Here is a 12,935-nt window from a genome sequence, read left to right as displayed (position 1 = left end):
TGCAATGAAGTTAGCAACGATTAAAAACGGCCGCCGAGACGGCCAACTGGTAGTCGTGAGCCGCGACCTGAGCCGCATGATCAGTGCCACCGGCATTGCCGACACCATGCAACAGGCGCTGGATAACTGGGAAGACATCAGCCCTAAACTGGCAGCCTTGTATGCGCAGTTAAACAGCCAGCAAGTCGCGGGCGAAGCATTTGAGCAAAGCCAGTGTGAGTCACCGTTGCCACGGGCCTATCAATGGGCCGATGGCAGTGCCTATGTGAACCACGTTGAACTGGTGCGCAAAGCGCGTAATGCCGAGATGCCGGAAACCTTCTGGACAGATCCGCTGATGTATCAGGGCGGCTCGGATGATTTTATCGGCCCGCGTGACGATATTCAGTTACCGTCCGACGAGTGGGGTATCGACTTCGAAGGCGAAGTGGCGGTGGTTACCGACGATGTCCCGATGGGTATCGATGCCGACAGCGCACTGCAGCATATCAAACTGATCATGCTGGTTAACGATGTGTCGCTGCGTGGCCTGATCCCGGGCGAACTGGCCAAAGGGTTTGGCTTCTTCCAGTCTAAGCCTGCCTCAGTGTTCTCACCGGTTGCCGTCACCCCGGATGAACTGGGTGATAAATGGCAGGGCGGAAAAGTGCATTTGCCACTTTTAAGTGAATACAATGGTAAGCCGTTTGGTAAGCCACAGGCGGGCGAAGACATGACCTTCCATTTTGGTCAGTTAGTGGCTCATGCCGCAAAAAGCCGCAATCTGGGCGCGGGCGCCATTATTGGTTCAGGTACTGTGTCGAACAAGCAGGGTACTGACCACGGCAGCGCCATCGAGCATGGCGGCGTGGGGTATTCCTGTATTGCCGAGGTGCGCATGATCGAAACCATCCGTGATGGTAAGCCGTCCACGCCATTTATGAAATTTGGTGACACCATCAAAATTCATATGCACGACGACGCCGGCCAGTGTATCTTCGGCAAAATTGACCAGAAAGTCGTGGCCTATAAGGGATAATGCATGGCACTCAAGCTGTATAGCTACTGGCGCTCGTCGGCCAGTTACCGGGTTCGCATCGCGCTGAATATTAAAGGGCTGGACTATACGCTCCAGCCGGTACATTTAGTTAAAGATGGCGGCCAGCAGCATAGTGATAACTATGCCGGCCTGAATCCGGCTAATCTGGTGCCGACGCTGGTGGATGATGACGAAGACGTCATCCTCAACCAGTCGCTGGCAATCTGTGAATATCTGGATGAGAAATACCCCAATTTGCCGCAGTTACTGCCAGAGCATGCGCTGGATCGCGCACGGGTGCGTACCGTGGCGATGGATATCGCCTGTGATGTGCAGCCGCTGGCTAACCTGCGTGTGCTGAACTATCTGGCCAGCGAATACGGGGTGGATCAGGGCGGCAAAGCCACCTGGGCTAAGCACTGGATCAATAAGTGTTTTGCTACGGTAGAAAAGCGCCTGCAAAACACCGCTGCCGACTATTGCTTTGGCTTTACCCTGTCACTGGCAGATGTGTGCCTGATGCCGCAGGTGTATAACGCTCACCGCTTTGGGGTGGATATGAGTCAGTTCCCGACAATTCAGCGAATTGCAGAGAATTTGGCGGAGTTGGAGGCGTTTAAGCGCGCCGCGCCAGAGAATCAGCCTGATGCTGAATAAGCTTTTGTTTTTATTGTAAAAAAGCCGTCCAACAGGACGGCTTTTTTGTGTTTGTGTCCCAACGAGCGCCAGCGAGTGACTACAGTGGTTTGTTAGCCTCAGACACTTCATTTAATACATCCTTGATGATCCTTCTAGATCTCACCAATGAAAACGGAAAAGGTCGATAACTGATGCAAAATAATGAAACACAATTTTCTGAATAAATGGCATAAAAGTCGTCGTTCACATAATGCCCGAGTTTTGTAAATTGAGCAGCGGTAAATTGCTTGTTGTCATAATGAGTTATGAAATCCAACTTCTTAAGATATTTTGTTAAGGCTTCACGAAATTCATCCGATTTTAAAACAACCGCATGCGTCCCACGAAACTGCAACTTAAACGTTAAAAAACCAAAAAACGTTGAGAAAAAAAGAGTTGCCACAGCAAACCATGCGTTTTTTGCTGTTGGGAAAGTAAACTCAAAAAATGCGATAGCTATAATGAGGAAAATGACACCGTGAAATGCAGCGTTAAGTAAAAGGTCTGCATAAAGACTTAAAGAGGAACCTTCCGCAGCCAAATTATTAGTTCGTTTCGTTTGAGAAATCTTAGGTTTTTTCATAATTGGCTAACGCCCGCTTAACAGACTTAAAAAGCTTGGCTAAAATTAGGAACGAAGTGACGCAAGCCAAGCTTTTTACGTCCTTGTTGAATCGTTTGTTAGCTTTTTACCAAGCCACGTTGTTTCCTTTACCTTGCTCAACCGCAAACTGCTTAGAATAGCTAAGTAGCTGGTCAAATAACTCATTTTGCCTAAGCATCATGGACGCGAAACCAAAAGAATGAATAGCACGAAAGAAATTATTAAATAGATCGTCTTTATGGTCTTCGTAAAAAGGCGATGTTGCGTTCCCTGTGGTTTGAAACTTTAACGGTGTCCCAAAGTATAATTCCATTATTTGAGGCGATGCACAGTGGACATAACCAGAATAGGTTTTACTCAAAGTTCTTGATGTTTCGATAGAAGAACTTTGCTTTGATTTCTCACCACGAGGTTTGTTTATGTAAGCTCTAACTTTTTTTCTTGAAATCATAGGTCTTTTTTGAGTTGACTCAATCGCACTCTCTGGGATATCAAACTCTTCTTCGTAGAAAGCGTCTAAATATTTCTGATGTAATTCAGTTCGGTCGTCAAATAAAAACGGGAAAGTGAGAAACATTATATCTTCATCTAGCTCGTCTAATACTCGTTGTAGAGAGGCTTGCTCTTGAAGAAGACCATTTTGATTAAGTAAAAGTAATGCCCTTAAACCTGTAATTGTTCTAGCAAGCTTTTGAATTACAGCTTGTTGGTAAGATTTTTCTCTGTACCGATAAACATAGCCGCCACCAAATTCCTGTTTAATAGGTGGTGCTATTTTTTGCTCTAGAAATTCAAAAGCATTTGTTAATAAACTAATTATATTTTCATATTGAAGCATCAATAATAACCAGAGCTAGAGGAAAAGCTAACGCCCTAAGCAGCTGGCCCGCAAGCGTTTAATGGCCTGCTTTTCAAGGCCATTGCTTGCGTGGGTCAGCTGGCTTGGTTTGTTAGGCATTTTTTGAGCTGTACTTTAAAACTAATTTCTTAACTACTTCGGCAAAATACTCATAGTTGAAATCTTTTGGCTTGCGTTTTAATACGCTAACTCGGGTAGCGGACTCAACTATGGCCTCGGCTAATCTTTTGAGTTGACTTTTAAAATCCAAGTCTTTTACCGAAAGCCATTCAATTTGACCGACTGATACTAGAGTTTTAGACTTTGGGCGATAGCTTATATATTCTTTTGTTGAGGCAAAGAATTCACCCCACAACTTTGTGTCGGCTATTTCAAAGCCAAAACAATATGTCTCTATGCTTTGGCCAAAGTCTAAGTCTTTAATTTTGTTGGTTAGATATTTTTCAAAATCAACCATATCTATACGCCATCTTCCAAGCTCTCCCTCCGCGACACTTTGTTTTTCAAGCGGGATTGAAGAGTAGATAACTTCTTTACCACTGCTTTGCTGTACCACGAATTCCATATTGATGCCTAACAATTTAATAGTGCGCGTTTGGGTCGTTTTTCTGCCGACGCGTCGCGCGTTTTTGTCCTGCCGTATTTTTAACAGGTATGGTAAGTGATTGCCATACAGTACATTTTTATCTGTGTTGCAAATTGGCAACAGGACAAAAACGACCCAATGGGTCGTTTTCCAGAATATAGGGGAAACTCTGATTTACTGTGATTTTTTACACTATTTTGTACAGCGCAATACGTGGGCAATTTGTCGCGGTGGCGACAGCACCCAAAGGGGGTTTGTGCCAAACCCCTTTGGAATCCCCGGCATCCCGACGGCGGAATAACATAAAATCCTATCGCCGGTAAAAGCCTAACCGCGTTACAGGGGCTTTCCATGCCACCTATAACGCTCGCCCCATCATCCATGATGTGGCGTTAGGCTTTTACATCGGCTCCTGAATTTTACTTCCGCCCACGGGAGAGAATATGCCAACCAAAGTCCAGTTCTTAACCCCAACCAAATAAGCTGGTAGCGTGTACCAGAGGAATTGTCGCGCTCCGCGTGATTCTTTTGGCGGCGAAGCCGCCGTAAATTAGCGAGGCAATCGGGACGCGCAGTCTTGCCCGAAATAAAACAGATTTCGCCTTGGCCTGACAGGACGTCAGGCCAAGGCGCATAGCCTTACATGGATGTTGCCTTGCGCCGGTTCGATTAGCGGAATTTGTTTTATGAGGGATCAGCAAATTGCCGGAGCGAGAGACCTTTTCCCTCCTTTTGGGTCTGTCCAAAAGGAGGTCGCCCCTATCGGGACGGGGCGAAAACCGACAGGGAGGTCATTCTCTAAAGTTGATTTGAATTCCCTAACGGTGCTGTCGCCACCGCGACAAAATCTCACAGTCTCACGCACCATTCCAACAAAAAAGCCGTTCAACAGAACGGCCTTTTCAAAAATCAAAACAGCAGGTTACGCGTCTACACGACTAACCAGGGTGTAGCCTTCTTTTTCATAATCGTTAATGCACTTCTGAAATTTATTCTGGATCTTAATTTCATCAAAGTAGCCATAGGCGTAGGCATCACACTTCACTTTCATCTTTTCGCTGTTTTCTAAAATGGCGCTCATTTTCAGTTCGGCAAAGCCCAGCTTGTAGGAGATTTCATTGAACTGTGTGTACAGCACGGCGATCAATAGGATGGCTAAAAATGTGGCGATGTCTTTTTTCATTGTTACATTCCCTTAAATGACGTGTTCGAGTCAGATACAGCAATCAGTGTGCCAACGCGTAAAGCCAGAAAATACAGGTGTTTCAGCGAGTTAGCATTATTTGGTGCAGCACATTAGCCACAAATTTTGGCGAAAACAACAACATTTTGGTGAGCCGTTGGCAACATTTACCAACCTGTGACATGCTGGCTGCTCAATGTTTGTTAAGGACAACCAAATGAAAATTCTTGTCAAAGCCCATGTTAACACCAGCGCAGAGCATGCCTGGGCGGTGTATACCCAACCACAGCATATTGTTAACTGGAACTTTGCCAGCGATGACTGGTGCTGCCCATCCGCCGATTATGATGTGCGGGTTGGCGGGCGCTTTACCAGCCGAATGGAGGCCAAAGATGGTTCGATGGGCTTTGACTTTGGCGGCAGCTTTACCCATGTGGTGCCGATGCAGGCGCTGGATTATCGTATGGACGATAACCGTGAGGCGGCGGTGCGGTTTACCCAAAAGGGGCAGGGGGTTAATGTCACGGTAGAGTTTGACGCCGAAACCACCCACAGCGCCGAGATGCAGCGTGGCGGCTGGCAGGCGATATTAGATAATTACGCCCGCTACGCCGAAGCACAGGCCTGATAACTATTGAGGTAAATGTGGTTTTGCCGGGCGGGGTGTAAATATCCGCCCCAAAGGTTTCAGGCACAGCACTAACAGCAATTCATACAGCAGGGCCGCCAGAATACCGCCCGCCAGGGCCGCAATCAGTGCCGGTTGGGTCAGCGGGATCGTGGCCTGATAATGGTTCACGGTTTCTTCGGCGATTTCCTGATCCGGGTGGCGAAGGGCATACCAGGTTTGTTGCCAAACATTACCGGACAGACCCTCGCGCAATTGGCGCAGGTAGGTTTCGCGCGCAATCAGTTGTTTAATCGGCTCGGCTTCTTGCTGAAACAGCACCTCGCCACTTTGCTGATGTTTTTCAATTAGCGCCTGCATCGAGCCATTAAATAACTGATTGGCCAGCAGGTGATAGGGCGCGGCAGCGCGCTCGGCCTCGAGATAATGGGCATCCACCCGCTGCGCATACTGGTGCATGGCATTGGGCAACTGCACCCCCAGTAAAATACCGGCAGCGACAAACAACATCGATAAATAGTGATTAATTTTACTCATGGTGCTTTATGGGCAGATAAGTACAATGCCTATCATGTTAGTAAGTGAATTATTCTGCAAGCCCGGTCTGGGCGTATAAACAGGAGATAGCATGTCGTTTCAGGGGACTGAATCCTATATTGCCAGCGATGATCTGCAACTGGCGGTCAATGCTGCCATTACGCTGCAAAAACCGTTATTGATAAAAGGGGAGCCGGGCACCGGCAAAACCATGCTGGCGGAAGAGCTGGCCAAAGCGCTGAATACCGACCTGATTCAGTGGCATATCAAATCCACCACCAAAGCCCATCAGGGACTGTACGAATACGATGCGGTTTCGCGCCTGCGTGACTCCCAATTAGGGGATGAAAAAGTACACGATATCAGCAACTACATTATCAAAGGCAAGTTGTGGGAAGCGTTTACCGCTGATGCGCGGCCGGTGCTGCTGATTGATGAAATCGATAAAGCTGATATCGAATTCCCCAATGACCTGTTGCAGGAACTGGATAAGATGGAGTTCTACGTGTACGAGACGCGGCAGACCATAAAAGCCAGTCAGCGGCCGATTGTGATCATTACCTCCAATAACGAAAAAGAACTGCCAGACGCGTTTTTGCGCCGCTGCTTTTTCCATTACATCCGGTTCCCGGATAAAGACGAGATGCAGCAAATCGTTAACGTGCATTTCGATGGATTAAAACAGGAACTGCTGGCCGAAGCGTTGGAGTGTTTCTTTAACTTACGCCAAATACCGGGGCTGAAGAAAAAGCCTTCTACCTCGGAGCTGATCGACTGGCTGAAATTACTGGTAGCCGAGGATATTCCGCCAGAGGTACTCAAAGACAAAACCAACAAAAATGCCATCCCTCCGCTGTATGGTGCGCTGCTGAAAAACGAGCAGGATATTCACCTGTTCGAGAAACTGGCGTTTATGGCGCGGCGCTAATGCTGATTGAGTTTTTCTTCACCCTGCGCCGCTATGGCCTGAAAGTCAGCCTGCGCGAGCTACTGGATTTACTGGGGGCGCTAAAAGCGCGGCTGGTATTTGCCGATATTCAGCAGTTTTATTATCTGGCGCGGCTGTGCATGGTTAAAGATGAAGCCCAGTACGATAAGTTCGACCGGGCGTTTGCCGATTATTTTGAAGGGGTCGAATCGCTGGATTTGTTTGGTGATGAAATCCCTGAAGACTGGCTGCGGCGCGAAATTTTTCGCCAGTTCAGCGACGAAGAAAAAAAGCAAATCGAGGCTATGGGTAGCTTAGAAGAGCTGATGAAAACCCTGCGCGAACGGTTGGAAGAACAAAAAGGTCGCCATCAGGGCGGCAATAAATGGATCGGTACCGGCGGCACTTCGCCCTTTGGTGCTTATGGCTATAACCCCTCTGGGGTGCGTATCGGTCAGGATGGCAACCGCCAGTTTTCTGCCGCCAAAGTGTGGGATAAGCGCGAGTTTCAGGACCTCGCCAGTGATGTGGAACTGGGCACCCGCAATATCAAGGTGGCGCTGCGCAAGTTGCGCCAGTTTGCCCGCAGTGGGGCAGAGCTGGAGCTGGATATGCACGGCACCATTGAGGCCACCTCGAAAAATGCCGGTTATTTGGATATCCGCATGCTGCCTGAGCGGCATAACGCGATTAAGGTGTTGATGCTGTTTGATGTGGGCGGCTCGATGGATGGCCATATTCAGCAGGTAGAAGAACTGTTTTCGGCGGTGCACACGGAGTTCAAACACCTGGAGTATTTTTACTTTCACAACTGCGTGTATGAAGGAGTGTGGAAGAACAATCGCCGTCGCCACGAGGAAACCATCCCGGTGTGGGATCTGATCCATAAATTTGGCCGTGATTACAAACTGATCCTGGTTGGCGATGCCACTATGGGGCCCTATGAAATTACCTACCCAGGCGGCAGTGTCGAGCACTGGAACGAAGAAGCCGGCGCGGTGTGGTTGCAGCGTTTACTGCATCATTTTAATAAAGCGGTGTGGCTGAATCCGCAGCCGGAAAGCTACTGGCGCTATTATCAATCCATTGGCATACTGCACGATATAATGGATAAGCGGATGTTTCCTTTAACGATCAAAGGCTTAGACGACGCAATTAAAACCTTGCTGTAATTTACCGGACGACCACCATGGACGCAGAACAGGACTTTAGCAGTAACGGTCAGAAGATGACCGACAAACAGATCCGCGATGTGATTACGCCCTATGAATTTGGCGTATCCGACCATCTTATCGGTACCGCGTTGGCGCGCCCCAAACGCCGCGGCTTTGCCATGCTGTTGGATATGCTGTTTGTGTCGATGTTAACCGGTTTGCCGAGCATTCTGCTGGCGGGTGTCGGCGCGGTGGTGTTTTGGCGAGCGGGCAATAAAAAGGAAATCAAACCGCGCTTTAACTGGCTGCGCAAAACCCTGCGTTTTATTGCGGCTTTTCTGCTGTTCGGTGTGCTGATAGCGGTGTTTGAGGAAAGTAAACCCAGTAGCTGGAATGACGACGGCCCCAAAGACGTGAAGGGGATGACTGGTTTACAGGGGATTGCCACCGCCGGGATGATGATTCAGCACAGTAACCAGATGGAGGCCATCGAACAGCGCATTGCCGCTGGAGCCTGCGAGCCTTATGCCTGCTGGGAAGGTTATATCACAGTGTTTAGCACTACCTTGGGTGAACTGGGGCTGGAGGATAAATTCAGTAATGAGATCCTGCAGGATATGCAAACCAATATGCAGAAACACCTGAGCGATGAGCAAACTGCAACCTTGTTAGCTATGGCCAAAGAGACGCTTAAACAGCATTCGGCCAAGTCGCAGCCGCTGGCTGAAAAAACCGATAAACCGGCGGCCGACAAGCAGGATGACAGCTTCCAAATTCCCAAAAATGATGATGGCGATCCCAGTCTGCTCGCTTGGGTGCGCGGCTTGCTGGAAGACTTAGGCATTGGTTTTGGTTGGGCGGCGCTGTATTTCACCGCGTTTACCTACTGGTTTAAAGGCCAGACGCCGGGCAAAAAAATCATGGGGATTAAGGTCATCAAGCTGGATGGTAATACCATGACGTTGTGGGAAAGCTTCGAACGTTATGGCGGCTATGGTGCGGGGCTGGCGACCGGCTTACTGGGCTTTTTACAAATTTACTGGGAGCCTAATCGGATGGCGATCCAGGATAAGATTTCTGAGACACTGGTGATCCGGCTGGGGATGGATAAGCTGGATGTGCATGCCATCAACGAGAGTCAACGTGCGTTAAAAAGTGAATCCAAGCCGGAATAAGAGTACAATTCGGCTAATTTTGTCTGCAAAGTTAGCCAATTTATGACCCAACAAGTTGTGTTAAGCGGGACCGGATTATGGAATCCACCGCACACTATCACCAACGAAGAGTTGGTTGCTGCCTACAATGCCTGGGCGGAAAAATACAATCACACCCATGCCGATGCCATCGCCGCGGGCGAAGTAGAAGCTAAACCCTTCTCTAGTGCCGAATTTATTGAAAAAGCCTCCGGCATCAAATCCCGCTATGCCTATATCAAAGACGGCATTCTGGATGTCGATCGCATGCGTCCTCGCATTCCGGCGCGTGCCGATGATGCACTGTCTGATCAGGCCGAAATTGCTCTGCATGCGGCTAAAGCGGCGCTGAAAGCGGCCAATAAACAGCCCGAAGATATCGATGCGATTATCGTATCCTGCGCCATTACCCAGCGCAGTTTCCCCGCTATTGCCATCGAAGTGCAGGAAGCATTAGGCGTAAAAGGCTTTGCCTTCGATATGCTGGTGGCCTGTTCTGCGGCCACCTTTGGTTTACACCGCGCTTACGAGATGGTTAAAGCCGGTACCGCCCGTGCGGTGCTGGTGATTAATCCGGAACTGACGTCGCCGCTGGTCAATTACACCGATCGCGACAGCCATTTTATTTTTGGTGATGTGGCCACCGCGGCGGTAATAGAGTCAGCCGAGACCTGCAATTCAGCAGAAGCGTTTGATATTGTCAGCACTAAAGCGGTGACGCAGTTTTCCAATAATATTCGTGCCAACTTCGGTTATGTAAATACTTCGAACGATCAAGACCCGGCCGGCGCCGATATGCTGTTTTATCAGTATGGTCGCAAGGTGTTTAAAGAAGTGTGCCCAATGGCGGCTGAGCATATTTTGGAGCATATCGCTCGTCATGATTTAACCCCGGTGGATGTAAAACGCTGGTGGCTGCATCAGGCCAATATCAATATGAACGTGCTGATCAGTAAGAAGATCCTCGGCCGCGACCCGGAGCCCGGTGAAGCGCCGATTGTACTGGATACCTATGCCAATACGGCTTCAGCGGGTTCGTTAATTGCATTTCATCTGTATAAAGACGGATTTAATGCCGGAGAATATGGTTTGCTGTGCTCATTCGGGGCAGGCTATTCCATCGGAAGTCTGGTTCTGCAAAAGCGTTAACCACCAGAACTTAAAGAGTTGAAGGCCGCTATTGCGGCCTTTTTAATTGGCTCCAACTTGCAAAGCGGGCATGGGCGAACCATGCTCATAAGTACTGAGTATGGATGCTGGTATGACGCGACTAACCTTTCTGTTTCGATTATTTCTCTCCCTGTTGATGCTTTTCCCTGCGAGTTTACAAGCAGCCGAAGGGCAACTGGTGTTTACCTGCCCGGCTGAGTCACCTGAAAATAACGCATCGGCACTGGTGCTGCGTGAAGCTTACGCGCAATTGGATTTGGCTATTCAATTCAATCCGTTGCCGCCGGCGCGGGCGTTTAAATTAGCGAATGCAGGGGAAGCCGACGGTGAGATGGCGCGGATTGCTGGTATCGAACGACTGTATCCTAATCTGGTGAGGGTACCCGTGGTGATCAACCGAATTAACCTGGTGGCGTACCGGATGCGCATGGATGAGCGTGAAGCTGCCAGTCAGTGGCTGGCGGGCTCGCACCGTCGGTTGGGGTGTCAGCAGGGTGTCGTTGCGATTGATATGCTCAGTCAACAGATGGGCTTAGCATGTGAACCCATCATTCATAGCGATGCTGCGCTGGAAATGCTGATGATGGGACGGATTGATGCGCTGGTGATCCCCGAACCACTGGCCATGCGGATTTTGGCAGAAAATCCCGACTGGCAGGCACAGTTGGAGCGCATTGTGTTGAACCAGATTGATCTTTACCACTATTTACATAAGTCACGACAGGACTTGCTGGAACCTATCACGTCGGTGTTAACCGAGATGCAAAATCAGGGGCGCATAGAGGAACTGATTGCCGGCGCGGAGCAAACCACACCCGTGCGCACCATTCCGTCGGTAAGAGCATTGCGAAGCACGCAATGACGAATTACAAATTTTCGCGGATCAGGTATTCCACAATCACCACATCCAGCCATTGGCCGTTTAGCTGGCCATGGGCCTCATATACGCCGACCTCACGAAAACCGAGCTTCTGACACAGTGCCCGGCTGGCATGATTAAAAGTAAAAATACGCGAAACCAGTTTGGTAAATGTCAGCGATTTTGCGCGCTCAATCAAGGCGGCTAATAGTGTGCTACCAAAACCTTTGCCCTGTGCCTCGGGATGCAGATAAATGGAATATTCCGCGATGGAGGCATAGCAGGCGCGCGGACGGTATTCGAACAGGCGCGCAAAGCCGGCTACTTCACCGGCTTGCTCAATTACCAGCACGGGATAGCGTGCGGCTTTGTCCAGCCAGGCAGCGATTTCTGCTGGCTCGCGGGGATGGGTATCCAGTGTGCCGGTACCTGAGGCAATACCCAGATTGTAAATCCGGGTAATCGCCTCAACATCCGCGCTGATCGCATCGCGCACTGTGAGCATGTTAGTTGAACCAGTGCCGCGTGCGGTTGGCAAAATACACCAGAGACAGCATCACGGGGACTTCAACCAAAACGCCAACCACCGTCGCCAGTGCGGCGCCCGAGTGCAGACCAAACAATGAAATTGCCACGGCAACGGCCAGCTCGAAGAAGTTTGAGGTACCAATCATGCAGGCTGGCGCGGCCACATTGTGCGGCAGTTTCATCCATTTGGCGGCCAGATAGGCAATCGCGAAAATACCGTAGGTTTGAATTATCAGGGGGATGGCAATCAGGCCAATCACTAACGGCTTGGCCAGAATCGTTTCAGCCTGAAAGCCGAATAACAACACGATGGTGGCCAGTAGGCCGATGATCGACCAGGGCTTAAGGCGACTGACCAGGGCATTGACCGCGCTATGGTCATCGCGTTTATCCAGTGCTTTTCGGGTCAGATAACCGGCTAACAGCGGCAGTACCACATATAACACGACCGACAAAAGCAGGGTTTCCCACGGTACCTGAATATCGCTGATCCCCAGCAGGAACGCGGCAATCGGCGCGAAGGCGAAAACCATTATGATGTCATTGATCGACACCTGTACCAGGGTGTAATTAGGGTCGCCTTTGGTCAGTTGGCTCCAGACAAATACCATGGCGGTGCATGGCGCAACGCCTAACAGGATCATGCCGGCGATATATTCGCTGGCGGATTGCGGGTCGACCATGTCGGCAAAAATGCCCTGAAAAAACGCCCAACCCAGCAATGCCATGCTGAAGGGTTTAATTAACCAGTTGATTACCAGGGTTAGTACCAGCCCCTGGGGCTTTTTGCCCACATCTTTAAGGGCGGAAAAATCCACCTGCACCATCATGGGGTAGATCATCAGCCAGATCAGCACTGCCACCGGCAGGTTAACGTGGGCGACTTCCAGCGCCGCAACGCTGGCAAACAGAGCAGGGAACAGCGAGCCGAGCAGCACGCCTGCGGCGATACACAAGCCGACCCAGACAGATAAATAACGTTCAAATAATCCCATGGTTGTAATCGTCTC

General features: G+C 49.6%; 15 protein-coding genes. 8 read left to right on the top strand and 7 right to left on the bottom strand.

Annotated elements, in window-relative coordinates; translation table 11 throughout:
* The first annotated feature begins 4 nt into the window (after positions 1–4).
* Both TK45_RS03725 and maiA read left to right on the top strand, forming a co-directional pair.
* Positions 5–1,018, top strand: a complete 1,014-nt coding sequence (locus tag TK45_RS03725; protein ID WP_131257285.1) for a fumarylacetoacetate hydrolase family protein — start codon at positions 5–7, stop codon at positions 1,016–1,018.
* Between the two features lie 3 nt (positions 1,019–1,021).
* Positions 1,022–1,675, top strand: a complete 654-nt coding sequence (gene maiA / locus TK45_RS03720) for a maleylacetoacetate isomerase (RefSeq protein ID WP_131257284.1) — start codon at positions 1,022–1,024, stop codon at positions 1,673–1,675.
* A 79-nt stretch (positions 1,676–1,754) separates the two neighbouring features.
* On the opposite strand, the gene TK45_RS03715 is transcribed toward maiA, so the two are convergent.
* From TK45_RS03715 to TK45_RS03700, 4 genes are all read right to left on the bottom strand, one after another.
* On the bottom strand, positions 1,755–2,279 hold the full coding sequence (locus TK45_RS03715) for a hypothetical protein (RefSeq protein ID WP_131257283.1): 525 nt from the start codon (positions 2,277–2,279) through the stop codon (positions 1,755–1,757).
* Positions 2,280–2,385: 106 nt separating this feature from the next.
* On the bottom strand, positions 2,386–3,138 hold the full coding sequence (locus TK45_RS03710) for a hypothetical protein (protein WP_131257282.1): 753 nt from the start codon (positions 3,136–3,138) through the stop codon (positions 2,386–2,388).
* A 112-nt stretch (positions 3,139–3,250) separates the two neighbouring features.
* On the bottom strand, positions 3,251–3,724 hold the full coding sequence (locus tag TK45_RS03705; protein WP_131257281.1) for a hypothetical protein: 474 nt from the start codon (positions 3,722–3,724) through the stop codon (positions 3,251–3,253).
* A gap of 943 nt (positions 3,725–4,667) precedes the next feature.
* Complete coding sequence (locus TK45_RS03700; protein ID WP_131257280.1) at positions 4,668–4,928, bottom strand: hypothetical protein; 261 nt, start codon at positions 4,926–4,928, stop codon at positions 4,668–4,670.
* Between the two features lie 217 nt (positions 4,929–5,145).
* On the opposite strand from TK45_RS03700, the gene TK45_RS03695 reads away from it, so the two are divergent.
* Entirely contained in the window at positions 5,146–5,556 is a 411-nt protein-coding gene (locus TK45_RS03695; RefSeq protein ID WP_131257279.1) for an SRPBCC domain-containing protein, read from the top strand.
* 3 nt (positions 5,557–5,559) lie between these two features.
* Here TK45_RS03695 and TK45_RS03690 read toward each other — a convergent pair whose 3' ends face one another.
* Positions 5,560–6,093 (bottom strand): DUF2937 family protein, encoded by a 534-nt coding sequence (locus TK45_RS03690; protein ID WP_131257278.1) that lies wholly within the window; start codon positions 6,091–6,093, stop codon positions 5,560–5,562.
* A gap of 91 nt (positions 6,094–6,184) precedes the next feature.
* Here TK45_RS03690 and TK45_RS03685 point away from each other — a divergent pair, with 91 nt between their 5' ends.
* The 5 genes from TK45_RS03685 to TK45_RS03665 all read left to right on the top strand — a co-directional run bounded on the left by TK45_RS03685 (position 6,185) and on the right by TK45_RS03665 (position 11,400).
* Entirely contained in the window at positions 6,185–7,021 is an 837-nt protein-coding gene (locus TK45_RS03685; protein WP_131257277.1) for a MoxR family ATPase, read from the top strand.
* Positions 7,021–8,193 carry a VWA domain-containing protein gene (locus TK45_RS03680; protein ID WP_131257276.1) on the top strand — a complete coding sequence of 391 codons (1,173 nt, stop codon included), beginning with the start codon at positions 7,021–7,023 and terminating at the stop codon, positions 8,191–8,193. Before TK45_RS03685 ends, TK45_RS03680 begins: the two co-directional genes overlap by 1 nt.
* Positions 8,194–8,210: 17 nt before the next feature.
* Complete coding sequence (locus TK45_RS03675) at positions 8,211–9,350, top strand: RDD family protein (protein WP_131257275.1); 1,140 nt, start codon at positions 8,211–8,213, stop codon at positions 9,348–9,350.
* Between the two features lie 42 nt (positions 9,351–9,392).
* On the top strand, positions 9,393–10,517 hold the full coding sequence (locus tag TK45_RS03670; protein WP_131257274.1) for a beta-ketoacyl-ACP synthase III: 1,125 nt from the start codon (positions 9,393–9,395) through the stop codon (positions 10,515–10,517).
* 112 nt (positions 10,518–10,629) lie between these two features.
* Complete coding sequence (locus TK45_RS03665; RefSeq protein ID WP_165490685.1) at positions 10,630–11,400, top strand: ABC transporter substrate-binding protein; 771 nt, start codon at positions 10,630–10,632, stop codon at positions 11,398–11,400.
* A gap of 4 nt (positions 11,401–11,404) precedes the next feature.
* Here the strand turns inward: TK45_RS03665 and TK45_RS03660 are convergent, their stop codons facing one another.
* Together TK45_RS03660 and arsB are read right to left on the bottom strand one after the other, a co-directional pair.
* The gene (locus TK45_RS03660; RefSeq protein ID WP_131257272.1) at positions 11,405–11,902 is read right to left on the bottom strand and encodes an arsinothricin resistance N-acetyltransferase ArsN1 family A; all 498 of its coding nucleotides are present in this window, start codon (positions 11,900–11,902) and stop codon (positions 11,405–11,407) included.
* Between the two features lies 1 nt (position 11,903).
* Positions 11,904–12,920 carry an ACR3 family arsenite efflux transporter gene (gene arsB / locus TK45_RS03655; protein ID WP_131257271.1) on the bottom strand — a complete coding sequence of 339 codons (1,017 nt, stop codon included), beginning with the start codon at positions 12,918–12,920 and terminating at the stop codon, positions 11,904–11,906.
* Positions 12,921–12,935: the final 15 nt, after the last annotated feature.

The organism is Bowmanella sp. JS7-9 (assembly GCF_004329715.1).
Taxonomy (GTDB): domain Bacteria; phylum Pseudomonadota; class Gammaproteobacteria; order Enterobacterales; family Alteromonadaceae; genus Pseudobowmanella; species Pseudobowmanella zhangzhouensis.
The sequence above is the reverse complement of the archived record's forward strand: the minus strand, read 5'-3'. Positions and strand labels throughout refer to the sequence as shown.

What these genes read in the sequence shown, in the direction of transcription:
- TK45_RS03695 (WP_131257279.1), top strand. Translation starts at nt 5,146, where the DNA reads ATGAAAATTCTTGTCAAAGCCCATGTTAACACCAGCGCAGAGCATGCC.
- TK45_RS03705 (WP_131257281.1), bottom strand. Translation starts at nt 3,724, where the DNA reads ATGGAATTCGTGGTACAGCAAAGCAGTGGTAAAGAAGTTATCTACTCT.
- TK45_RS03660 (WP_131257272.1), bottom strand. Translation starts at nt 11,902, where the DNA reads ATGCTCACAGTGCGCGATGCGATCAGCGCGGATGTTGAGGCGATTACC.
- maiA (WP_131257284.1), top strand. Translation starts at nt 1,022, where the DNA reads ATGGCACTCAAGCTGTATAGCTACTGGCGCTCGTCGGCCAGTTACCGG.
- TK45_RS03700 (WP_131257280.1), bottom strand. Translation starts at nt 4,928, where the DNA reads ATGAAAAAAGACATCGCCACATTTTTAGCCATCCTATTGATCGCCGTG.
- TK45_RS03725 (WP_131257285.1), top strand. Translation starts at nt 5, where the DNA reads ATGAAGTTAGCAACGATTAAAAACGGCCGCCGAGACGGCCAACTGGTA.
- TK45_RS03675 (WP_131257275.1), top strand. Translation starts at nt 8,211, where the DNA reads ATGGACGCAGAACAGGACTTTAGCAGTAACGGTCAGAAGATGACCGAC.
- TK45_RS03710 (WP_131257282.1), bottom strand. Translation starts at nt 3,138, where the DNA reads ATGCTTCAATATGAAAATATAATTAGTTTATTAACAAATGCTTTTGAA.
- TK45_RS03670 (WP_131257274.1), top strand. Translation starts at nt 9,393, where the DNA reads ATGACCCAACAAGTTGTGTTAAGCGGGACCGGATTATGGAATCCACCG.
- TK45_RS03715 (WP_131257283.1), bottom strand. Translation starts at nt 2,279, where the DNA reads ATGAAAAAACCTAAGATTTCTCAAACGAAACGAACTAATAATTTGGCT.
- TK45_RS03680 (WP_131257276.1), top strand. Translation starts at nt 7,021, where the DNA reads ATGCTGATTGAGTTTTTCTTCACCCTGCGCCGCTATGGCCTGAAAGTC.
- TK45_RS03665 (WP_165490685.1), top strand. Translation starts at nt 10,630, where the DNA reads ATGACGCGACTAACCTTTCTGTTTCGATTATTTCTCTCCCTGTTGATG.
- TK45_RS03690 (WP_131257278.1), bottom strand. Translation starts at nt 6,093, where the DNA reads ATGAGTAAAATTAATCACTATTTATCGATGTTGTTTGTCGCTGCCGGT.
- TK45_RS03685 (WP_131257277.1), top strand. Translation starts at nt 6,185, where the DNA reads ATGTCGTTTCAGGGGACTGAATCCTATATTGCCAGCGATGATCTGCAA.
- arsB (WP_131257271.1), bottom strand. Translation starts at nt 12,920, where the DNA reads ATGGGATTATTTGAACGTTATTTATCTGTCTGGGTCGGCTTGTGTATC.